Below are 21,325 nucleotides of genomic sequence, written 5' to 3'. Positions count from 1 at the left end.
GGCGGATCCGGGGCCCGGGCGCGCGGGCGCCCGGCCCGGATGCCGCAGTGGAAGGGAGGAGAGCGCCTCGCCGGGGTTCCGGGGCCGGCCCGCGCGCGCGGGCGCGGGGAGCACGCCCACGCCGGGTCTCCGGTTGTCCTGGAAACCGGAACCGGCCAAGTGCGGGCATGGCGCCCGGTGGCGTCCTACGCTCGTTGAGGGACGGACATCGACCATCCCCTTTGGACCGGGCCCGCCGCTTCGGCCCTTCGCGAGGAGGAACCGCCGCGGTCCCGATCGAACACCACGCCGGTTCCGTGCCGATCACAACACCCATACCGAGCGGAGAGGTTCATCGGTGACCGCTGCACAGTCTTCCGAGCGGCCGACCGTGGTGATAACGACCGCGGGATCGGCGGCGACATCCGGCACCATCATCCACCTGCGGCGCCTGGGGTACCGGGTCATCGCGACCGATATCGACGCCACCGCGCCGGGGCTGTACCTCGCCGACGAGTGCCATCTGGTGCCCCCGGGGACCAGCCCCGAGTTCGTGCCCGAGCTCCGCGGCATCTGCGCCAAGGAGAACGCGATCGCGCTGGTCCCCCTGGTCGACGAGGAGCTGCTGGCCGCCAGCGAACTCGCCCTGGAAGGGCTGCACGTGCTGCTGCCGCGCACCGAGTTCATCGCGACCTGCCTGGACAAGTACGCGCTGATGCGGCGCCTGGCCGAAGCGGGCCTGCCGGTCCCGCAGACCGCGCTGGCCGCTGAGTGGACCGGCGCCCCGGAGGCGCCGGTGGTGGTCAAGCCGCGCTCCGGGAGGGGCAGCCGCGGGGTGTCGGTGTGCGCCTCCACCGAGGAGCTGGGCGGGCTGCTCACCGAGAGCGGCTACGCCTCCGAGGACCTGATCGTCCAGGAGCGCGTTCCCGGCAAGGAGTTCACCGTCTCCGTGGTGGTCTGGCGCGACGGCGAGGTGCAGGCGGTGGTGCCCAAGGAGGTGGTGCTCAAGCGGGGCGTCACCAAGTTCGCCGTGACCCGGCGGAACCGGCGGGTGGTCGAGGTCTGCCGGGCCGTCCAGGAGGAGCTGCGGGCCGACGGGCCGTTCAACGTCCAGCTCAGCCTGGACGCCGACGGCGAACCGCGGATCTTCGAGATCAACCCCCGGTTCTCCTCCACCGCGCCGCTGACCATGGCGGCCGGGGTGGACGAGATCGCCGGGCTGCTGGGCCAGGCCGTCTCCGGCGGACCCCGGCTGCGCGACGAGTGGCGGGAGGGCGTCGTGATGGTCCGCCGCTGGGCCGACGAGTTCATCGACGAGGGGAGGTTCGCCTCGTTCGGCATCTCCCCGGCCGGGTCCGGGCCCGCCCGGGACTGCGAGGCGCCGGTGATCGCGCAGGCGGCCCAGTGAGCCGGCGAAGACTCCGGTCGGACACCCTGGCCACCGCGCTCACCGGGGCGGTGCTGGAGGTCGGGGTGCTGCTGCGCGAGTGGCGCTCCGACGCCCGCGCGACCAGCGGCGTCTGGGAGGGCTCGCAGTTCAAGGCGGAGGCGGACGCCATGGCGCACGGCGCGCTGAGCGACCGGCTCCGCGCCCTGGAGCCGGGGGTGCCGGTGCTCAGCGAGGAGGACGCCGCCTCGCTGGTCGCCGACCGCCCCGGCGTGCACTGGATGATCGACCCGATCGACGGCACCGCCAGCTTCGTGCACGGCTACCCCGGCTACGTCACCCAGGCCGCGCTGATGGAGGGCGGGGTCCCGGTGGCGGCGGCGATATACGCGCCGGAGAACGACGTGATGTACGCGGCGGTGCGCGGTATGGGCGCCACTCGGAACGGCGACCACCTGCCGCGGCTCTCCCCCGCGCCGGTCGGCACCGGGGCGCTCATCGACAACACCCCGGAGCCGCGCGGGGTCGCGCTCGCCGCCTACCGGCACTTCGGCTTCGGCGAGTACCAGGAGTCCGGCAGCATCGGGCTGAAGCTGTGCCGGGTGGCCGAGGGCGCGGCCCGGCTCTTCATCAAGGACGTCCCGGTCCGCGACTGGGACGTGGCCGCGCCGCAGCTCGTCCTGGAGGAGACCGGGGCGGGGCTGCTCCGGCTGGACGGCACCCGCTTCGACCACCGCGGAGGGTACGAGAGCGGCGGCCTCATCGCCGGCACCGACGAGGCGGCCTGCGCCGAGGTGGCCCGCTGGCACCGCTCCTGGAGCGGGGGCGGCTGAGGCCTCCGCCCGGACGCCCTCCCCCTCGCCCCGGCCCCGCCGGCCTCCCGCGGCGGCGCCGTCCCCGCGGCCGCCCCGGGCGGACCGCGGAACGCCCCCGCCGGCCCCTCCCCCGGCGTCCTTCTTTCGGAGGACCCCGGACCGGTCCGGCGGTCCATTGCCCGGTGCCCGCGGCGGACCTAGCCTCGGTGGTGAGCAGCGTCTTCGCCGACCCGGCGGAGAGCGGACCCCGAGGAGGCCGCCCGATGGACCCCGAGCCGCAGCACCGCGGGGACATGCGCGTGTCCGACGCCGAGCGGGACGTGGCGGCGCAGCGCCTCGCCGCGGCGCTCTCCGAGGGCCGCCTCGACATGGAGGAGTACCGGAATCGGCTGGACGCGGCGATGTCCGCGGTCACCGCGGCCGACCTCCGGGGGCTCACCGCCGACCTGCCGCCGGAGGCCGGCGCCGCCCCCGCGCCCCGAGAGGGCCCGGTCGACCTCGCCGCGATGGCCCCGCCCGCCCGGCCCTCCTTCTGGCGCGGGCGGCCGGAGGAGTGGCGCTCCTGGGGCGGCGGCGCGGTCATCATGGTCGGCATCTGGGGCGTCACCAGCGCCACCAGCGGCGAGTTCCTGCCGTTCTGGCCGCTCATCCCGCTGGGCATCTGGGCAGCGGTCCTGCTCGCCGGGATGCTCTCCGGCAGGACCGGGGGCGGCTCCTAGATGTACTGGCCTGAGAGGTCGGGTACGCGGGATGCGGGAGGGCCGCCGATCGCGGTGGGGAACCGGTGGTGATCGCAATGGTGCGGCCATCCGCCGAAGGCCTCCCGCCGTTCGGCCTCTGAGCGGCAGGGGCGGGCGTAGGCCCGTTCGTCGGCCAGGGTGCGGTGGAAGCGCTCCACCGTGCCGCCGGTCTGGGGCCGGTAGGGGCGGGTGCGGTCGTCGATGGCGGTGTGCAGGTAGCCGTAGCCGGTGTTCGTGTCCCGCCGCGATTCCCGGCCGACCGCTCACGGCGGACGGCTCCGCACCGATCGGCTCCGCTCTGGCCGCCCGGCCGCTCACGCCGCCGCCGAGAAGGGCATGTCCCGCACCACCGCCCGCGGACGGGGCCGCCGGTTCGCCGCCGAGGCCCGGGGCCGCCGGCTGCGGACCGAACGCAGGCTCGGACCGGCCCCTCCCCTCCCCGGCGGCGGGCCGGCCGCCGCCCGCGGGGCTCCGATCCCCCGCCGCGGCGGGCCGGAGCGGGCCGGCGGCCTTTTCTCTCGGCACGGTCCCGCGTATCGTGAATCTCCCCATCATCTTGTGCGAGGGGGGTGGGCGTCGGTGGAGGATGAACGCGTCCCTGAGGAGCGCATGCGCGCCTCGGACGCCGACCGGGACGCCACCGCGGAACGCCTCGCCGCCGCCCTCGCCGAGGGACGGCTGCGCCTCGGCGAGTACGAGGAGCGGCTGCACGCGGCGATGAGCGCCGTCCACCTCGGCGATCTGGCGGCCCTCACCGCCGACCTCCCCGAGCCGGCTCCGGCCGTGCCCGCCGTCGAGGAGGAGTCCGGCAGTCCCGCCGCCACCGCTCTGGGACCGGCCCCCTCGGCGTGGAAGGAGTGGACCGACGAGTGGCGCTGGTGGCTCGGCGGCGCGGTCATCATGACCGGGATCTGGGGCGTCACCAGCATCATGGGCGGCGCGCTGCTGCCCTACTGGCCGCTGGTGCCGCTGGGCATCTGGGCCGCGATCCTGGTCGCCGCGGCGATCTGGCCGGACGAGAGCTCCGACGGCCGAAGGTGAACCCGCCCGCCGGACCCGAGGGGGTGACACGGGAATGGGCGACGAACCGCTTCCCCCGGAGAGGATGCGCGCCTCGGACGCGGACCGCGACGCCGTCGCGCGCCGCCTCGGCCACGCCCTGCAGGAGGGCCGGCTGACCCTGGAGGAGTACCGGGAGCGCCTGGACCTGGCGCTGGGCTCGGTCACCGCGGGCGACCTGGCGGGCCTCACCCGCGACCTGCCCGACCCTCCGGAGGAGGTGCTCCACCCGGAGCCGGTGCGGCCGCCCCCCGACCCCGCGCGGATCCGCGCCGAGGCCTGGCGCCGCCGCCTGGAGCCGTGGCGCGGCCTCGCCGCGATCTCCGTGGTGCTCGTCGCGATCTGGGGGGTCACCAGCGTCATCGCCCAGGAGCTGATCGTCTTCTGGCCGCTGGTCCCGATCGGCTTCATGGCCGTGTTCACCTGCGTGGGCGCTTTCGGCCGCCACCCTCCGCGGGACGGGGGCGGGTGCACCGGCCACCGGTGAGCGCGGGCCCGCCCGCGGCGGCCCGCTCCGCGCCGGGGCCGGCGGGGCGCTCAGCCCGCGGCGTGCAGCCAGCGCACGGGGGCGCCGTCGCCGGCGTAGCGGAACGGCTCCAGCTCCTCGTCCCACACCCGGCCGGTGAGCCGGTCCAGCTCCTCGACCAGGTCGACCTCCTGGGCCGCGGCCCGCTCCATGGCGCTGCGCAGCCGCGCCTCGGGCACCAGGACCTCGCCGGAGGCGCTGGTGACCGCGGTGAAGATGCCGAGGGCGGGGGTGTAGCTGTAGCGGACGCCGTCGCAGCCCGGGGTGGCCTCCTCGGTCACCTCGAAGCGCAGCCGCTGCCAGCCGTTGAGGGCGGAGGTGATCGCGCCGGAGGTCCCGGGCGCGCCCTGCCAGTTGAGCTCGGCGCGGTGGTTCCCCGGCGCGGCCGGCTGATCGTCCCAGTCGAGTTTGACGGGCACGCCGACGACACCCGCGACCGCCCACTCGACGTGTGGGCACAGCGCCGCGGGCGCGGAGTGGACATACAAGACGCCACGTGCGGACACCGAACCTCCTGATACGAACGAGTGCGCTTCCCCGACGCCCTCGTTCACCGCGGAGGAGCCGTCCGTTCGAGAGTTCTCCGTGGCCCATTGTGCCCCATCGGCCACTCGGGCACCAGGTCGCTCCTGGCCGGATCCGGCATGCCCGCCTGCGGTCGGCGCGCTGCGGTTAGCGTGGTCCTCAGGTGTGGCAGGTTCCGCGAGTCTACTTGGGGTGCGGGTGAGTGACCAGACCTGTGACGGCCCTTCACCGGGAGAGCTGGTCGAGCGGGCCCGCGCGGGCGATCCGTCCGCGGTGGAGGCGCTGCTCCGCCGGTACGCGCTCATGGTCGACGCGATCGTGCACTGCTACCGGCTGCCGCACCAGGACGCCGCCGACGCCCGCCAGCTGGTCTGGTGCCGGCTCGCCGAGTACCTGGACCGGATCCGCGAGCCGGAGCGGGTGGGGTCCTGGATCGCGCGCACCGCGCACAGCGCCTGCGCCAAGCAGGCCCGGATGGCGGCCCGGCTCGCCCCGGTCGACCCGGACACGCTGCACGCCGTGGACCACGAGACGCCGGAGGCGGTGGTCCTCGCCGCGGAGCGGGGCCGCCTGGTCCGCGCCGCCATCGCGGCCATGGACGAGCCGGACCGCACCGTGGCCGCACTGGACCTGCACTGGCCGCGGGCGCCCGCGGCCGCCGTCGCCGAGGCCGCCCGGCTGCCCCCGGCCCGGGTCGAGGCCGTCCGCAGGCGCGCCCGCCGCCGGCTGAAGCGGCTGCTCACCGAGGACTTCGAGGAGTTCGGCGGACCCCCGCCCGACGACCCGCCGAACGAGCGAGAAAGGGCACCGCGCCGTGAACCGTGACCCGCGCCCTCCCGACGACGACCCGAACGGTTCCGGCGGGGACCCCGGAGCGGAGGACCCGGGGGCCGCCGGCGGCCCTTCCGCCGGCGGACCGGAGCCGGCGGACGATCCCGACCTGGAGCTGTTCATGGCCGGGCTCCGCACGGTGCAGCCGCAGGCCCGGCCCGCCCCGGCCGGCGAGCTGGCGGCCGCCGCCGCGGTCTTCGCCGTGCGCGGCCCCGGGGTGCCCACGGCCGACCTGGTCGGCGACTCGGTGGAGGCCCCCGCCGGCGCCCTCCGGGCCGTCCCGGACGGCGGCCCCCGCTACCTGCTGCTCCGCACCCGGGAGGCGGAGATCCGGCTGGAGGTCACCGGGAGCGGGGGGCACCGGGACATCGTCGGCCGGCTCTCCCCGGCCCGCTCCGGCAGCGTGGAGGTCCGGAACCCGGGCTCGGCCCGGGACGCCCCCCTCGACCGGGACGGCGCCTTCACCAGCCGGGGCGTCCCCCGCGGCCCGGTCCGGCTCCTCTTCCGGGCGGACGGCCGCCCCCTGGTCGCGACCCCCTGGCTGACCGTCTGAGCGCCTCCGCAGCACGGCCGCGGACCAGACGCCCGAACCCGCCGCCATCCGCGAGCGCGGCCCGGAAGAGCCGCCGGAGCGCGGCCGCATCGTCGCCGAGGCCCTGGGGGGGGGCGAGGTCGGCGCGATCGCCGACGGCCTGGTCTCCGCGGCGGAGGCCCGGATGCGGGCGGGGAAGGCGCGGTGGGCCCGGGGCGAGGGGGAGAGGTCGCGTCTGCGCTCGCGCCGGACGGTGGTCGGGCTGCGGCCCAGGCGGGCCGCGATCTGCTTGCCGCGCTCGCCCCGATCGGCCCCGACCGCGATCTCCTCGCGCTCTGTGACCGTGAGCCGCTTGCCCGGCACGGACCGCCCCTCTCGCCCTGCTTCGCGCTTTACCTGGTGCATTGCAACACAAACCAGAACCCCACCGACATTCCCCGGGCGTTCTGCGGGGGTTGCGGGTGGCCCGTTGATGTGGTTGGGGGCTTGTCGCGCCTGCGGAGGGATCTCCGGCTTTATCGGGATCCGCGACCGGGCCGGAGGCGGAATTCGCGGCCGCCCCTCCCGCCGGGCGGCCCGGGGCTGTTAAGACAAGGGCGTGCGGGCGCTCCGCCGAGCGGCGGGGCGGGCCGCGCTCATCCCCCGTTGGTCCGCCAGGACGAAGGGTGCTGCCCGTGACGGTGCTGCCCAGCGACGACCTCTTCGACTCCGCCGCCCTGCTGGCCCGCGACCCGGCCGCCGCCCGGCGGACCGCCGAGCGGACGCTGGCCTCCCGTCCCGGACCGGCCGCCCGAGCCGAGGCCACCCGGTTGCTCGGCCTCTGCCTGCACGAGCAGGGCGACACCGCCGGAGCCGAGCGCGTACTGCGGCGGGCGGCGGCGATCGGCACGGCGGCGGGGCAGCACCGCGCCGCGGAGCGGGCGCGCCGGGCCCGGCTGGCCATCCGGGCCCAGCACGGCGGCCCCGGGCTCTCCGGGCCCCGCCTGGCCGGCCCGGGCGGCTCGTCGGCTCCGCCGGCCGCGCTCCTGCTCCGCCTCGGGGTCGACCACGCCCAGCGGGGCCGGTTCGCCGCCGCGGCCGGAGAGTTCGGCGCCGCCCTGGCCGCCCTCCCCGACGGCGGAGGGCACCTCCCGCCGGCCCTGCTGTGCAACCGCGGCCGGGCGCTCACCTACGCCGGCCGCCCCGCCGAGGCCGAGGAGGACCTGCAGCGCGCCCTCGGGCTGGCCGAGCAGCGGGCGCTGGGCTACCTGCGCGGCGCGGTGCTGCAGAACCTCGCCTGCCTGGCCGGGTGGCACGGGGACACCGCGCGCGCCCTGGAGCTCCTCACCGCGGCCGAGGCGACCGCCTCCCCCGGCCGCCGCACGGCGCTCGCCCTGGACCGGGCCGACGTCCTGCTCGGCGCGGGAATGCCCGACGAGGCGGCGCACTGCCTCGCCTCCGCGGCGCCCGGCCCGGACGCACCGGGCGCCGAGGCCGCCTCCGCCCTGCTCCTGGCCGCCAAGCACCGGCTCAGCCGGGACGACCACGCCTCCGCCCGCGACCTCGCCCGCCGCCTGCGGCGCTCCTGCCCGCCGGAATCGCTCTGGTCCGCGCTGGCCCGCACCGTGGAGTGGGCGGCCCTCTGCCAGCTCCGGCCCGACCCCGCCCCCTTCCGCACCGCGCCGTTCCGCACCGGCGCGCTCGGGGCGGACACCCTGCGGGCCGCCGCCCGGTGCGTGCCGTACCGGCCGCCGACCGCGGACGGCGGCCGGGCGGCCGGTGCCCGGACCGCCGCGCTGGAGCGGGTCGAGCGGGGGGACCACGCCGGCGCGCTGCGCCTGCTCGACGAGGTGCGGGCCGCACGGCTCCCCGGGCACATGGAGCCGGCCGGGCACGCCTTCCCGCAGGAGCGGGAGATCGCCTCGGCCGCCCTGGCCCGAGCGCTGGAGGCGGGGAGCGGAGCGGAGGCGCTCGACTGGCTGGAGTTCACCGGCCGGGCCGGCTCGGCCGCCCCCTCCGGCGGGTGCGCCAGCGGGGCCTGGGCCGGGTCGGTGGCCCGGTTCCGCGGAGCACGGCCGCGCTCCCGGGCCGGCTCCGGGGGCGCCGACGGGCTCCGCGGGGCGCCCGGGCGGCCGCTGTCCGAGCAGTGGCACCGGTGCCGGCCGCGGCAGCGCGCGGGGGCCTCCGGCGGCGCCGCCCGAGCGCTGCTGGAGCGGCTGGGCGACCGGGCGTTCGTCGGCTTCGCGCGCAGCGGCGGGGCGCACGCCGCGGTCACGGTCGCCGGCGGCGAGGTGCGGGTGCACCCGCTGCCGGCCCCGGAGGAGGCCGAGGACGCCGTGGCGAAGCTGCTCTTCGCCGCGCGCTCGCAGGCCGCCGTGCTGGACGGCGATCCGGACGCGGCGCTGACCGCGAGCGGCGCCGCCGCGGTGGACCGGCTGCTGCTGGAACCGGTGGCGCCGGCCGTCGGGGACCGCCCGCTGGTCCTCCTCCCCCCGCCCTGCGCGCAGGGGCTGCCCTGGGGGATGCTCCCCTCGCTGCGCGGCCGGGAGGTCTGCCTCGCCCCGTCCCCGCGCACCTGGGCGGCGCTCGACGCCGACGCCGGGGCGGCCGCCGGCCCGGCGCTGCTCGCCTGCGGCCCCGGGCTGGACGGCGGGGAGCGGGAGCTGCGCGCGCTGCGGCACCGCTACGCCGGGGCCGAGGTGCTCACCGGGGACCGGGCCGGCGCCGCGGAGGTGCTGCGCCGCCTGCCCGGTGCGCCGGTCGCCCACCTGATCGGGCACGGCTCGGTCCCGGCCGAGGCGCCGATGCTCTCCGGGATCCTCTTCGCCGACGGCCCGCTGCTCGCCTACGACGTGGAGCTGCTGGCCGGGGCGCCGCGGCTGACCGTGCTCTCGTCCTGCTGGACCGGGCGCTCGGTACCGGCCCCCTCCGGTGCCCCGCTGGGGCTGGCGGCGGCGCTCCTCGCGCGCGGCGGGCGCACCGTCGTCGCCGGCGTGCTCCCGGTCCGGGACGGCTGCATCCGCGGTCCGATGGAGCGCTTCCACGCCGACCTGGCGGCGGGCGCCGGGCCGGCGCGGGCCGTCGCCGACCACCTCGCCGGGCACGGCTTCGTCTGCATGGGCGCCGGTTGAGGGGCGGATCGGCCGCGGCGCCCGCCCCGGGCGGCGGCGGAGCGCGTACCGTCGGACCATGACTTCCGATGCCGAAGACGCCTCCCCGTCCGGTCCGCGGGTGTTCACCCTGGAGGAGGCCCGCGGCCTGATGCCGGAGATCCGGCGGCGCACCGCGGAGCTGGTGCGGCTCCGCGCCGACCTCGCCGAGCTCGCCGCCGACCTGCGCGCCTCCGGCGAGTCCGGCCTGGGCGGCCGGGCCGAGCTCAAGGGCCTGGAGGCCCGGTTCGAGGAGCTCCGCGCCTGGTTCCCGGAGAACGGGGTGGAGGTGAAGGGCCTGGCCCCGATCCTGCTCGACCTGCCGGCCCTGCTCGACGGCGCCCCGGTCCGGCTCTGCTGGCTGGAGGGCGAACCGGAGCTCGGCTGGTACCACCGCGGCGACCTGGGGTTCATCGGCCGCCGCCCGCTACCGGACTGACCCGGGCCCGCCGCCCGCCGGGGCGGGCCGCTCAGCTTGCTCTTCAACCTCGGGGGCGGCCGGAGCATCGAGGCGGCCGGCCGGGGGACCTGGCTCGTGATCACCGCCCGCACCCGGCTTCGCCCGGCCCGCCCCGGCCGCCGGGGCGGTCGAGCCCGGCGCGGGTGCGGCGGGGCCTTCGCGACGCCCGCGCGGAGGCGGCCCGTTCCGCCGGTGCGCCCGGACCCCCGGCTCCGGGCCCCGGACGCCCCCGGAGGGCGAAGAACCGGCGCCGGGCACCGCGCCATGACGCGGGAAAGGCGGCCGAACGCGCCACCATGAGCCCGAAGGGGCACCACGCCCGCCCGGGTTGAAGAACAAGCTCAGGGGCCGGCCGGGGCGGAGTACGGGCGGTCCGGGGCGGGGGCGCCGCCGCGGACCGCCCGGTGGTCACCAGCCGCGGGCGCGCCACTCCTCCAGGTGGGGGCGCTCGGCTCCGAGGGTGGTGTCCTTGCCGTGGCCCGGGTAGACCCAGGTGTCGTCGCCGAGTTCGGCGAAGACGCGCTCCTCCACATCGCTCAGCAGCGACCGGAAGTCCGCGTCGGACCAGGTCTTGCCGACGCCTCCGGGGAAAAGGCTGTCCCCGGTGAACAGGTGGACGCCGCCCGGGGGGTCGTCGTAGCGGAGCGCGATCGACCCCGGTGTGTGCCCGCGGAGATGGACGACCCGCAGCTCCGCCTCGCCGACCGGTATCCGGTCGCCGTGCTCCACCGCGTCGTCGACGGAGACCGGGAGCTCGTCGGCGTCGGCCGGGTGCGCCACGGTGCGGGCGCCGGTGGTGCCCACCACCTCGGCCAGGGCCTGCCAGTGGTCGCCGTGCCGGTGCGTGGTGATCACCCGGGCCAGTCCGTCGTCGCCGATCAGGTCCAGGATGCGGTCGGCCTCGTCCGCGGCGTCGATCAGCGCCGCCTCACCGGTCCTCTTGCAGCGGAGCAGGTAGGCGTTGTTGTCCATGCCCCCGACCGCGAGCTTGCTGATGGTCAGTTCGGACAGGTCGCGCGTGTCGGCGGGTCCTCCGACCCGCGTATCTCCGGAGTAGGTCACGTCTCCCATTACAGCACCCACTCCGGCTTGCGTTTCTCGAAGAACGCGGCCCGTCCTTCGGCGGCCTCCCCGCTCGCGAAGTAGCGGGCGGACAGCTCGGCCATCCGGGCGAAGGCCTTGCCCCGCTCCTCCGCGCCGTCCGCGCCGAGCAGGGCCTTGGCGCCGGTGAGCGCGCCGGGCGCGGCGGCGCGCAGGCCGTCCAGCACCTCCTCGGTCGCGGTGTCCAGCTCGCCGGCCGGGACGGCCGCGGTGAGCAGGCCGGAGGCGGCCGCCTCCCGGGCGCCGAACACCTCGCCGGTGAGGAAGTAGCGGGTCATGGCCCGGTCGGTCATCCGCGCCGATACCGGGATGGAGATCATCGCCGGGACCACCCCGATGCGCACCTCGGAGAAGGCGAACTCGGTCTCCTCCGGGGCGATGGCGATGTCCGCGGCGGCCACCAGGCCGAGCCCGCCCGCCCGCGCGGTGCCGTTGAGCCTGGCCACCACGGGCTTGGGCGCCTCCATGATCGCGGAGAAGATCTCCGCCATGCCGGGGGCGGCCGGGTCGGGCTCCTTCCCCGCGAGCTGCTCGCCGACCTCCTTCAGGTCGGCGCCGGCGCAGAACACCCGGCCCGCGCCGGTGAGCACCACGGCGCGCACGCCGCCGTCGGCCATCGCCGCGGCGAGCTCCGCGGCCAGCTCCGTGCGCAGCCGCGCGGAGAGCGCGTTGCGGTTGTGCTCGGAGTCCAGGGTGATGGTGGCGATCCCGCGGTCGGAATCGCGCCGCACCAGCGGTCGCCCGCTGTCCGGTTCCGCCATCTGGCGTCGTCCCTTTCCGTCGTCATTCCGTCGTCTCGGTGCCGGTCCGCTCCGCTGCCGGGCCCCGGGGTACCGCGGCGCTCAGCCGCGGGCGCGGCGGGCGCGCAGCGCCTCCAGGGCCCCGTCGGCGTGCGCGCTCATCCGGATCTCGCTCCGCACCACCCGCAGCACCGTGCGGTCGGTGTCGATGACGAAGGTGTGCCTGCGGGTGGGGGCGAGCGCGGACAGCCCGGGGGCCGTCCGGCGCACCCCGTAGCGCAGGGCCACCGCGCCGTCGGGGTCGGAGAGCAGCGGGAAGCCGAGGCCGTGCCGCCCGTCGAAGGCGGCCTGGCGGTCCACCGGGTCGGCGCTGATCCCCGCGCAGCCCGCGCCCAGCTCGGCGAAGTCCGCGGAGAGGTCGCGGAAGCGGCAGCTCTCCGCGGTGCAGCCCGGGGTCATCGCCGCGGGGTAGAAGAAGAGCGCCAGCGGGCCGCCGGACAGCAGCCCGCCCAGGTCGCGCGGTTCGCCGTGCTGGTCGGGCAGCGAGAAGTCGGGGGCATGGTCACCGATGTCCACGGCCGCCACCTTAAGCCACCGCAGCGCGGGGCGACAGGGGCGCCCCGGGTGCGCCCGCGGCTCAGGTCGCGGTGGTCGCGGCCAGCAGCGGGATGCTCAGCTCGGCGGTGGTCAGCGAGCCGTGCTGGCCGACCAGGCGGCTCTCGGCCGGCTCCGCCCCGGGCAGCACCAGGGTGGCGGCGCCGCGGGCGACGGCCAGCACGTCGCCGATCCGCTCGCGGACCGCGCCGTCGGCCGCCGGGCCGTAGTAGCCGGCGGCGACGGCCTCCTCCCGGGTGAGCACCAGCGCGGCCGGGCCGAGCCGCTCGGCCCATGCCGACCGGACGTCCTCGGCCGCCCCGGGCTCGGTGTACACCTGGCGCATCCGCGCCTCGCCCGCGACGACCCGGACGCCGCGCCCGAGTTCGGGGTCGGCCTCCAGGTCGACCCGTTGCGCGGGGTCGGAGTCGACCATGCCGTGGTCGGCGGTGACGTAGAGCGCGGTGTCCGGCGGCAGCGCGTCGGCGACCTGCTCGACCAGCCGGTCCACCTGGCCCAGGTGGACGCGCCAGTGGTCGGAGCCGACCCCGTGCACGTGGCCGTAGGAGTCCAGGTCGGCGTGGTAGGCGAAGAGCAGCGAGCGCTCGCGCGCCGCCAGCTCCGCCGAGACGCGCACCGCGACCGAGGTGAGGTCGTCGGCGGGCAGGTAGCTGCTGCCGCGCGCGGTGGCGCGGGTGAGCCTGCTGCCCTCGAAGGCGGCGGAGGCGACGTAGCCGGTCGCCACCCCGGCGCGCTCGGCGCGCTGGTAGACGGTGGTCAGCGGCTGCCACTCCTCGGGCTCCACCCCGCTCTCCGGGCCCCAGCGGAGCTGGTTGAGGACGGTGTCGGTGCCGGGGACGACGACCTTGTAGCCGACGATGCCGTGGCGGCCCGGGGCCGCGCCGGTGCCGAAGGTGGTGAGGCTGGTCGCGGTGGTGGTGGGGAAGGCGGCGGTGAGCGGGGGGCGGGCGGCCGGGGCGCCGATCAGCGAGGAGAGGAACGGCGCGTGCTCCCGCGCGGCCAGCAGCGGCTCCCATCCCATCCCGTCGATCAGCAGCACGCAGGCGCGGCGGACCGGGGGCAGGCCGAGCGCGTTCGGCTCGCCGGGGACCCCCAGCGAGGCCAGCACCGACGGGGCCAGGTCGGCCAGGGATCCGGCGCCGTAGCGCGGGGCCTGGAAGGGGGCGTCGCCGCCCGGAACGGCGGTGGTCAACACGGCCTCCTGAGGGGTCCGGGGCGCCCGCGGCGCCGCCCGCCGCCGGTCAGCGGGCGGTGGCGGCGGAGAGGACGTCGGCGAAGTTGATCACGGTGGAAACGGCGTCCGAGCCGTCGGCGGCCTGGCTGACCCGCAGGGTGAGCGGTTCGGCGGTGACCGCGCCGGTGTAGCCGTGGTCGGCCTCGCAGGACTCGTCCGCGCAGGAGGCCGGTTCCAGGTCGATGTGGGCGATCGCGCCCCAGTTCACGCTGAGGCTGATGCTGAGCACCACCTCGCTGGGCAGGGTGCCCGGGGTGTACTCGGCCGGGTCGGCGACGACCCGGGTGAGCGCGACCGACTGGATGTTGCCGAGCCCGATCGCGTCGGTGGTGGTGGAGGCGTGCGGACGCTCCGCGCCCTCGCCCGCCGGGTGCTCGTCGGTGTGGCAGACGACGAGGCGGGTGGGGGTCAGCAGCAGCACGGTGATGTGCCGCCGCATCTCCATGGCCGGGTCGAACGTGGCCTCGTGGTGGACGACGAAGGCCTCGGCGGCCTCGCCGCCGAGGGCGGTGGCGACGGCGTCGATCACGAGGCCGGGGTAGTAGCCGCTCCGCTCGATCTCCAGACGCCAGTCGGTGGGCACGGCACGCGTTTTCCTCATACCTCCATCCTGCCCCCTCCCGGCGACGGATCGCACCGGCCCTGTGGACGGCGGAGGCGCCGCGGCGGGCCCGGCCATGGGTAGCGGGCGCCCCTGGCGGGTACGGGCGTGGGCATGGACGCAACAGAGTTCCGCCGAGCCGGGAACGCGGCCCGGAGCGTGGGGCCGCGTGCGACGTATCCGCCCCCGGTGCCTCCGGGGCCGCCCGGCCCTCCGGGGCCGCCTGGGCCGCCGGGCCCGCCCGGTCCCGTTCCGCCGGGACCGAACCCGGTGCCGCCGGATCCCCCGCTGCCGGGCCCGCCCGGACCGGGCCCCGGTCCGGGACCGGGACCGCTGCCGCCCGACCCGGAGCCGCAGCCGGACCCCGCCTGAGACCGTTCGGCGGGGCGCACACCACCCTTCCGCTCGCCCCGCCGGACGGCGGCCTCGCCGTCGCCGCCCCGCCCCCGGCCGCCCGCGGGCGGGGCGGTGCGCTCTCCGCCCTCGGGCCGCCGGCGCGGAAGCCCGCCCGGGCGGGAGGGGCGCGGAGGAGCGCCCCGCCCCGGCGGGTCAGAAGGAGGCGCCGCGCAGCCGGCGCGGGCCGCTGTCCGGGCGGAGCTCCGGCGGCCGGCGCAGCCAGATCCGGGCGCCGAGGACGTGCGCGCCGTCGGCGTTGACCGTGACCGGGTCCAGGTCGAGGTGGCCGACCTCGGGGAAGGCGTCGGCCAGCCGGGAGACCCGGATCAGCAGGTCCTGGAGGGCCTCGACGTCGGGCTGGTCGGCCAGGCTGGTGGCCCCGGCGGGCAGCCCGAACAGCAGCGGCGAGGCGCGCACCGCGTGCACCAGGTCGGCCGCGTCGGTGTTGCTCAGCGGCGCCAGCCGGAACGCCCGGTCGTCCAGGAGCTCCGCGGTGACGTCGGCCAGGCCGAAGCCGACCACCGCGCCGAAGGACGGGTTGTCGCCGGCCCGCACCACGGTGGGCACGCCCGGGACCACCATCTGCTGCACCACCAGCATCGCCTCGTCGCCGAGGCGGCCGTGCAGCGCCTCGAAGGCGCCCTTGACGTCGGCAGCGCTGCGCAGGTCGGCGCGGATTCCGCTGCCGCCGGCCCGCAGCCGCAGGTCGGGGGCGTTGGCCTTGACCACGACCGGGTAGCCCAGCTCCTCGGCGGCGGCGACCGCCTCGTCCGCGGAGGAGGCCGGGACGTCCCGCCAGACCTTGATCCCGTAGCAGGAGAGCAGCTCGCGGGCGGTCTCCGCGGGCACCGCCGTCTCCTCGTTGTGCACCGGCTCGCTGGTGAACCAGACCGGGCGCCGCCCCTCCTCGCCGCCGGAGGCCTCCATCCGCTCCAGTGCCGCGTCGACCACCTGCCGGGCGCGCGCCCCGTCGACGTCGGGCAGCTCGGGGTGGCGGCCCGAGTCCCGCCCGCGCCACAGCGCGTACCGGGTGGCGTGCGACAGCGCCCGCACCGCGTCCTCCGGCGCCAGGTAGGAGGGGACGGAGCCGCGGGCGGTCTCGCCGTTCTCGTTGACCTGGCGCAGCTCCTCGGGCAGCCCCTGGTGGCCGAGGTAGGTGGTGAGGATCGGCTTGGCGGAGGAGGCCGCCTTGGAGCGCATCACCTCGGCGACGTCGTCGGAGATCGGGATCAGCGCGGGGATGAAGACCACGATGACCGCGTGCACCCGCTCGTCGGCGAGCGCCTCGGTCAGCGCCCGGTCGAAGTCCTCGGCGGTGGCCTTGGGGCCCAGGTCGACCGGGTCGTGCGGTTTGAGGCCGCTGCGCACCGCGGAGTCCTTGACCAGCAGCCCCAGCGAGTCGGAGTTGCCGAGGATGGCGACCCGGGGGCCGGAGGGCAGCGGCTGGTAGGCGAAGAGCTGGGCGACGTCGAACATCTGGGTGATGTCGTCCACCCGCACCACGCCGGCCTGCTCGAACAGGGAGGTGACGGCGTAGTCGGGCAGCGCCAGCGCGCCGGCCGCGTGCCCGGTGGGGATGCCCTGCGAGGAGCCGCCGCTGCGCACCGCGACGACCGGCTTGTGCTGGGCCAGGCGGCGGGCGAGCCGGGTGAACTTGCGCGGGTTGCCCAGCGACTCCAGGTACTGCAGCACCACCTCGGTGGCGGGGTCCTCCTGCCAGTACTGGATGAGGTCGTTGCCGGAGACGTCGGCCCGGTTTCCGGCGGAGACGAAGGTGGACAGGCCGATTCCGCGCTCGCTGACCCGCTGCAGGATGGCCCGGCCCAGCGCGCCGGACTGGGAGAAGAAGCCGATCGGGCCGCGCGGCGGCACGTACGGGGAGAGCGTGGCGTTGAGCGAGACCGCCGGGTCGGTGTTGGCCACTCCGAGGCCGTTCGGCCCCACCACCCGCATGCCGGCGGCGCGCGCGGTGCTGACCAGCTCCTCCTGGCGCATCCGGCCCTCCGGCCCGATCTCGCCGAACCCGGAGCTGACCACGACCAGGCCGTGCACGCCCTTCTGCGCGCACTCCTGGACGACCTCGGTGACCATGTCCGCGCGGACCGCGACCACGGCCAGGTCGACCGGGTCGGGGATGTCCAGCACGCTGGGGTAGGCGCGGACCCCGGCCACCGCGCGCGCCTCGGGGTGGACCGGGAAGACCGGCCCCTGGAAGTCGCCGGCGAGCAGGTTGCGCAGCGCGGTCTGGCCGATGGTGTGCGCGGCCCGGCTCGCGCCGATGACCGCGACCGACTCCGGGAAGAGCAGCCGGGCGATCGAGCGCGACTCGGCGCGCTGCTCGCGGGCGCGCATGACCTCTTCGGAGTGGTCGGTGGGCTCCAGGTCCAGGGTGAGCCGGATGACGCCCTCGTCGAAGGTCTGCTGGGCGGTGTAGCCGGCCTCCCGGAACACGTTGATCATCCGCCGGTTCTCCGGGAGGACGTCGGCGATGAACCGGCGCACCCCGCGCTCCCGGGCGGCCGCGCCGATGTGCTCCAGCAGCACCGAGGCGAGGCCGCGGCCCTGGTGCGCGTCCTCGACGACGAAGGCGACCTCGGCCTCGTCGTCGCCGATCTTGTCGTAGCGGACCACCGAGACCATGACCCCGGAGATGGTGGCGATCAGGGCCACCCGCTCGTCGTAGTCGACCTCGGTGAAGCGCTTCACGTCGCGGTCGGAGAGGCGCGGGTAGGGGGCGAAGAACCGGAAGTAGATCGTCTCCGGGGACAACCGTGCGTGGAAGGCCCGGAGCAGGTCGGCGTCCTCTGGGGTGATCGGCCGAATGTGGGCGGTCCCGCCGTCGGTGAGAACGACGTCGGCTTCCCAGTGTTTCGGGTATGGCTGCACGGTTTGAGCCTAGACGAGATCGGCCGGGCCGTGGGGGACGGGCACCCGGCCGGGGCGGCCGCCCGCTTCCCTGCGGGTCCGCCCCGTCCCACCCTGTGCCGCTTCGTTACCCACCGCCTCCCCGGGACCTGTTAACGTCTGTGCACATGCCCGTCTCCCACGCGGCCGACCGGATCGGGGCGGCGGCCGACGGGTGCTCGGGAGGCGCGCAACAGTCCTCTTCATGGCGGGACCGCAAGGTGGTGGCACACGCAATGGCACGAGTCGTCGTGATCGGTGACCTGATGACCGATTCCGTGGCACGGGCGCACTACGCGCTCGCGCGCGGCAGCGACACCCCGGCCTCGGTCCTCACCTACGGCGGCGGCTCCGGCGCGAACGTGGCCGCCTGGCTGGCCAACGAGGGGACCGAGACGACGTTCGTCGGGCGGCGCGGGTCGGACATCACCGGCCGGACCCGCGAGATGGAGCTGATGGGCTACAACGTCGACTCCCGCCTGGTCATGGACCCGGAGCACCAGACCGGCACCTGTGTCGTGATGATCACCCACCGGGGCGACCGGACCATGCTCAGCGACCGCGGCGCCAACGCCCGGCTGCAGCCCGAGGACCTGCCCCGGGACGTCTTCGGCCCCGACGGCCACCTGCACGTCTCCGGCTACACCCTGATCCACGAGAGCTCCCGGCGGGCCGCCCGGACCGCGCTGCGGATGGCCCGCGAGTCCGGCATGTCCATCTCGGTGGACGGCGGCTCGCACGCCCCGCTCAAGCGGGCCGGCGCGGAGGACTTCCTGGAGTGGACCAGCGGCGCCCGGCTGCTGTTCGCCAACCCCGACCAGGCCGAGGTGCTCACCGGCCGGGACGACCCCGAGGCCGCGGCCAAGGTGCTCACCGCCTGGTTCCCGGCGGTGGTGATGAAGCTCGGCGACGAGGGCGCGCTGTGGGCGGCCAAGGGCCGCGATGAGATCGTCCGGGTGCCGGCCGAGCCGGTCGAGCCCTCCCCCGGCTCCATCGGCGCCGGGGACGCGTTCATCGCCGGCTTCCTGCCGCCCTGGCTGGCCGGCAAGCACCCCAAGGACGCCCTGGCCCGCGCGCAGCACCTGGCCGCGCGCGCCCTGCACCAGCCGGGCGCCCGCCCCGACCTGAACGGCGGCTGAGCCCGCCCCGGGCCCGCTTCGGCGGAGCCCGCCGCCCGGACCTCCCGGAACCGCACGCCCCGGCGGTGCTCCCGGCCCTCCCCGCCGGTGAGCGCCGCCTCCGCCCGTGCGCCCTGCACTCGGACGCGGCCCTGCGCCCGCGCACCCGCGCCGTGCGCTTCACCGGCCACCCGGCTCCTACGCCTCCACGGCGCATCCGCCCGCCGGCGGGAGGCGGCGGGCGGGGCGCCCGGAAAGAGCACCCCGGTGCGCTCGCGGGCGTGAGGCGGCGAGGGTGCGCCGCGGACGGCGCGGGCCTCCGCGCTCCCCCGGCGCCCCGTACCGCCGCGCGGGGCCCGCAGGCCCCGGCGGGGTTTCCCCTCGCTCCTCTGGGCGGGGGGCGGCCGGCTCAGCCCGCGGAGGCCAGCACCAGCGGCAGGACCGCGGGGGCTCCGGCCCCGCGGAGCAGGCGGGCCGCGACGGCGAGGCTCCAGCCGGTGTCGGTGTGGTCGTCGACGAGCAGCACCGGGCCGGGCGCCTCGGACACCGCGGCGCGGAGCCGGTCGCCGAGGGTCAGCGCGTGCCAGACCGAGGCGAGCCGCTGGGCGCTGTTGTGCCGCCGGGGGCCGACCGGGGCCGCGTACTCCAGCGACCCGATCGGCGCCAGCCTGCCCACCTGCGCGATCCGGGAGGCCAGGTCGGAGACCATCACCGGGCGGGTCGCCGAGGGCATCGCCACCACGCCGACCGGGCGCCGCTCCCAGGGCCAGGCGGCGAGCACGTCCACCAGGGCGCGGAACACCCGGTCGTCGACCGGGGCGTCCGGCGCGTCCGGGGCGAGCAGGCGGCGCAGCTCGGTGCCCCACCCCAGGTCGGTGAAGCGGGCCAGGGCGCGGCCCTCCTCCGCGCGCAGCGACTCGGGGATCTTCCCGGAGGCCTCGACGCCGAGCCGGGACATCCCGGTGGGCCACTGGCGGCGGGCGGCCACCGGGACGCCCGGGCGGTCCAGGTGCGCGGCGGCGGCGCGGCGGCGCTCCGGGTCGACCTCGGTGGGGAGCCGGCGGCCGGTGCAGCCGTCGCAGCGGCCGCACGGGGCGGCCTCGGGGTCGTCCAGCTGGCGGCGGAGGAACTCCATCCGGCAGCCGGGGTGCGCGATGTAGTCGAGCATGGCGCGCTGCTCGCGCTCCCGGGCCTCGGCGACGGCGCGGTACCGCTCGGTGTCGTAGCTCCACGGGAGGCCGGTGGCGGTCCAGCCGCCGCGGACCCGGCGCACCGCGCCGTCCACGTCGAGCACCTTCAGCATCTGCTCCAGCCGGGTGCGGCCCAGGTCGACCAGGGTCTCCAGGCGGGGCAGCGAGAGGGGCCCGCCGGCGGACTCCAGCGCGCCCAGGGTCTGGCGGACCGTCTCCTCCGGCGGGAAGGACAGCCCGGCGAAGTAGGCCCAGATCTCCCGGTCCTCGCGCCCGGGGAGCAGGATCGCCTCGGCCCGGTGGACGCCGCGCCCGGCCCGGCCCACCTGCTGGTAGTAGGAGATGGGCGACTGCGGGGCGCCCAGGTGCACCACGAAGCCGAGGTCGGGCTTGTCGAAGCCCATGCCCAGGGCGCTGGTGGCGACCAGCGCCTTGACCTTGTTGCCGAGCAGGTCGTCCTCGGCCTGGCGGCGCTCCTCGGGCTCGGTGCGGCCGGTGTAGGAGCGGACCTCGTAGCCGCTCTCCGCGAGGAACGCCGCGGTCTCCTCGGCGGCGGAGACGGTCAGCGTGTAGATGATGCCCGACCCCGGGAGCTCGGCGAGGCGCTGGGCCAGCCAGCTCCACCGGGAGGAGCCGTCCGGCAGGTCGACCACGGACAGGTGCAGGCTCTCCCGCTCCAGCGGGCCGCGCAGCACCAGGGCGTCGCCGCCCGCGTCGAGCTGCTCGGCGACGTCCCGGGTGACCCGCTCGTTGGCGGTGGCGGTGGTGGCCAGCACCGGGACGCCCTCGGGCAGCTCCCGGAGCAGGGTGCGGATCCGCCGGTAGTCGGGGCGGAAGTCGTGCCCCCAGTCGGAGACGCAGTGCGCCTCGTCGATGACGACCAGGCCCGCGCCGGCGGCCAGCGAGGGCAGCACCCGGTCGCGGAAGTCCGGGTTGTTCAGCCGCTCCGGGCTGACCAGGAGGACGTCGACCTCGCCGGCGGCGATGTCGGCGTAGGTCTCCTCCCAGTCGGTGAGGTTGGAGCTGTTGATGGTGCGGGCGCGGATGCCGGCCCGCTCCGCGGCGGCGATCTGGTTGCGCATCAGGGCCAGCAGCGGCGAGATGATCACCGTGGGCCCGGCGCCCTCCGCCCGGCGCAGCGCGGTGGCCACGAAGTACACCGCCGACTTGCCCCACCCGGTGCGCTGCACCACCAGGGCGCGCCGCCGGTCGGCGGCCAGCGCGCGGATGGCGGTCCACTGGTCCTCGCGCAGCCGGGCGGAGTCGCCCGCCAGGGCGCGCAGGTGGGACTCGGCCGCCTCGCGCATGGCGTCGGCGGGGTTCGGGGAATCGGAGGTCACCATGTCCTCCTTGGTACCAGAGCCCGCCCCCTTTCCCGGCGCGGATCCGGCGGGCTGTGGACGGCCGCCGGGGGCCGCCGCCATGGGGGCGGCGGCGCCCGGCG

General features: G+C 77.0%; 18 protein-coding genes and 2 pseudogenes. 10 read left to right on the top strand and 10 right to left on the bottom strand.

Going from position 1 to position 21,325, the window contains the following annotated elements:
- The first annotated feature begins 373 nt into the window (after window positions 1–373).
- From J0910_RS10640 to J0910_RS10630, 3 genes are all read left to right on the top strand, one after another.
- Window positions 374–1,387 carry an ATP-grasp domain-containing protein gene (locus J0910_RS10640; RefSeq protein ID WP_420161952.1) on the top strand — a complete coding sequence of 338 codons (1,014 nt, stop codon included), beginning with the start codon at window positions 374–376 and terminating at the stop codon, window positions 1,385–1,387.
- Entirely contained in the window at window positions 1,384–2,199 is an 816-nt protein-coding gene (locus J0910_RS10635; RefSeq protein WP_420158345.1) for a 3'(2'),5'-bisphosphate nucleotidase CysQ family protein, read from the top strand. The genes J0910_RS10640 and J0910_RS10635 overlap by 4 nt, the downstream gene beginning before the upstream one ends.
- A gap of 245 nt (window positions 2,200–2,444) precedes the next feature.
- Window positions 2,445–2,900: a DUF1707 SHOCT-like domain-containing protein gene (locus J0910_RS10630; protein WP_420161951.1), complete on the top strand. Its 456-nt coding sequence runs from the start codon at window positions 2,445–2,447 to the stop codon at window positions 2,898–2,900.
- On the opposite strand, the pseudogene J0910_RS10625 reads toward J0910_RS10630, so the two are convergent.
- Window positions 2,897–3,115: pseudogene (locus J0910_RS10625) on the bottom strand (integrase core domain-containing protein); the annotation flags it as partial. The gene J0910_RS10630 and the pseudogene J0910_RS10625 sit on opposite strands and share 4 nt — an antisense overlap.
- 415 nt (window positions 3,116–3,530) lie before the next feature.
- On the opposite strand from J0910_RS10625, the gene J0910_RS10620 reads away from it, so the two are divergent.
- Together J0910_RS10620 and J0910_RS10615 are read left to right on the top strand one after the other, a co-directional pair.
- Window positions 3,531–3,962 (top strand): DUF1707 SHOCT-like domain-containing protein, encoded by a 432-nt coding sequence (locus J0910_RS10620; protein ID WP_420158344.1) that lies wholly within the window; start codon window positions 3,531–3,533, stop codon window positions 3,960–3,962.
- Between the two features lie 34 nt (window positions 3,963–3,996).
- Complete coding sequence (locus J0910_RS10615) at window positions 3,997–4,467, top strand: DUF1707 SHOCT-like domain-containing protein (RefSeq protein ID WP_420158343.1); 471 nt, start codon at window positions 3,997–3,999, stop codon at window positions 4,465–4,467.
- A 50-nt stretch (window positions 4,468–4,517) separates the two neighbouring features.
- Here the strand turns inward: J0910_RS10615 and J0910_RS10610 are convergent, their stop codons facing one another.
- Entirely contained in the window at window positions 4,518–5,012 is a 495-nt protein-coding gene (locus J0910_RS10610; RefSeq protein ID WP_420158342.1) for a DUF3145 domain-containing protein, read from the bottom strand.
- 217 nt (window positions 5,013–5,229) lie between these two features.
- Between J0910_RS10610 and J0910_RS10605 the strand changes: the two genes are divergently transcribed.
- Window positions 5,230–5,856 carry an RNA polymerase sigma factor gene (locus J0910_RS10605; RefSeq protein ID WP_420158341.1) on the top strand — a complete coding sequence of 209 codons (627 nt, stop codon included), beginning with the start codon at window positions 5,230–5,232 and terminating at the stop codon, window positions 5,854–5,856.
- Window positions 5,846–6,415 (top strand): hypothetical protein, encoded by a 570-nt coding sequence (locus tag J0910_RS10600; RefSeq protein ID WP_420158340.1) that lies wholly within the window; start codon window positions 5,846–5,848, stop codon window positions 6,413–6,415. The genes J0910_RS10605 and J0910_RS10600 overlap by 11 nt, the downstream gene beginning before the upstream one ends.
- A gap of 222 nt (window positions 6,416–6,637) precedes the next feature.
- Here the strand turns inward: J0910_RS10600 and J0910_RS10595 are convergent.
- Window positions 6,638–6,799 (bottom strand): annotated as a pseudogene (locus J0910_RS10595) (helix-turn-helix domain-containing protein); the annotation flags it as partial.
- A 260-nt stretch (window positions 6,800–7,059) separates the two neighbouring features.
- Here J0910_RS10595 and J0910_RS10590 point away from each other — a divergent pair.
- On the top strand, window positions 7,060–9,504 hold the full coding sequence (locus J0910_RS10590) for a CHAT domain-containing protein (protein ID WP_420158339.1): 2,445 nt from the start codon (window positions 7,060–7,062) through the stop codon (window positions 9,502–9,504).
- A gap of 58 nt (window positions 9,505–9,562) precedes the next feature.
- Window positions 9,563–9,961 carry a DUF2203 domain-containing protein gene (locus J0910_RS10585; protein ID WP_420158338.1) on the top strand — a complete coding sequence of 133 codons (399 nt, stop codon included), beginning with the start codon at window positions 9,563–9,565 and terminating at the stop codon, window positions 9,959–9,961.
- A 429-nt stretch (window positions 9,962–10,390) separates the two neighbouring features.
- Here the strand turns inward: J0910_RS10585 and J0910_RS10580 are convergent, their stop codons facing one another.
- From J0910_RS10580 to J0910_RS10555, 6 genes are all read right to left on the bottom strand, one after another.
- Window positions 10,391–11,044 carry an MBL fold metallo-hydrolase gene (locus J0910_RS10580; RefSeq protein ID WP_420158337.1) on the bottom strand — a complete coding sequence of 218 codons (654 nt, stop codon included), beginning with the start codon at window positions 11,042–11,044 and terminating at the stop codon, window positions 10,391–10,393.
- An 8-nt stretch (window positions 11,045–11,052) separates the two neighbouring features.
- Window positions 11,053–11,844 carry an enoyl-CoA hydratase-related protein gene (locus tag J0910_RS10575; protein ID WP_420158336.1) on the bottom strand — a complete coding sequence of 264 codons (792 nt, stop codon included), beginning with the start codon at window positions 11,842–11,844 and terminating at the stop codon, window positions 11,053–11,055.
- A gap of 81 nt (window positions 11,845–11,925) precedes the next feature.
- Window positions 11,926–12,399, bottom strand: coding sequence for a peroxiredoxin (locus J0910_RS10570; protein ID WP_420158335.1), 474 nt, complete (start codon window positions 12,397–12,399; stop codon window positions 11,926–11,928).
- 61 nt (window positions 12,400–12,460) lie between these two features.
- A complete protein-coding gene (locus J0910_RS10565; protein WP_420158334.1) occupies window positions 12,461–13,630 on the bottom strand; it encodes an alkaline phosphatase family protein in 1,170 nt (389 codons plus the stop codon).
- A gap of 49 nt (window positions 13,631–13,679) precedes the next feature.
- The gene (locus tag J0910_RS10560) at window positions 13,680–14,255 is read right to left on the bottom strand and encodes a DUF5998 family protein (protein WP_420161950.1); all 576 of its coding nucleotides are present in this window, start codon (window positions 14,253–14,255) and stop codon (window positions 13,680–13,682) included.
- A gap of 567 nt (window positions 14,256–14,822) precedes the next feature.
- Window positions 14,823–17,555: a bifunctional acetate--CoA ligase family protein/GNAT family N-acetyltransferase gene (locus tag J0910_RS10555; protein WP_420158333.1), complete on the bottom strand. Its 2,733-nt coding sequence runs from the start codon at window positions 17,553–17,555 to the stop codon at window positions 14,823–14,825.
- Window positions 17,556–17,809: 254 nt separating this feature from the next.
- On the opposite strand from J0910_RS10555, the gene J0910_RS10550 reads away from it, so the two are divergent.
- A complete protein-coding gene (locus J0910_RS10550; RefSeq protein ID WP_420158332.1) occupies window positions 17,810–18,712 on the top strand; it encodes a carbohydrate kinase family protein in 903 nt (300 codons plus the stop codon).
- A gap of 388 nt (window positions 18,713–19,100) precedes the next feature.
- On the opposite strand, the gene J0910_RS10545 is transcribed toward J0910_RS10550, so the two are convergent.
- Window positions 19,101–21,224: a DEAD/DEAH box helicase gene (locus J0910_RS10545; protein ID WP_420158331.1), complete on the bottom strand. Its 2,124-nt coding sequence runs from the start codon at window positions 21,222–21,224 to the stop codon at window positions 19,101–19,103.
- Window positions 21,225–21,325 lie beyond the last annotated feature (101 nt).

Origin of the sequence: Nocardiopsis oceanisediminis, assembly GCF_048595525.1 — a bacterium.
Taxonomy (GTDB): Bacteria; Actinomycetota; Actinomycetes; order Streptosporangiales; family Streptosporangiaceae; genus Nocardiopsis_A; species Nocardiopsis_A oceanisediminis.
This window is presented reverse-complemented; position numbering and strand designations above follow the sequence as displayed.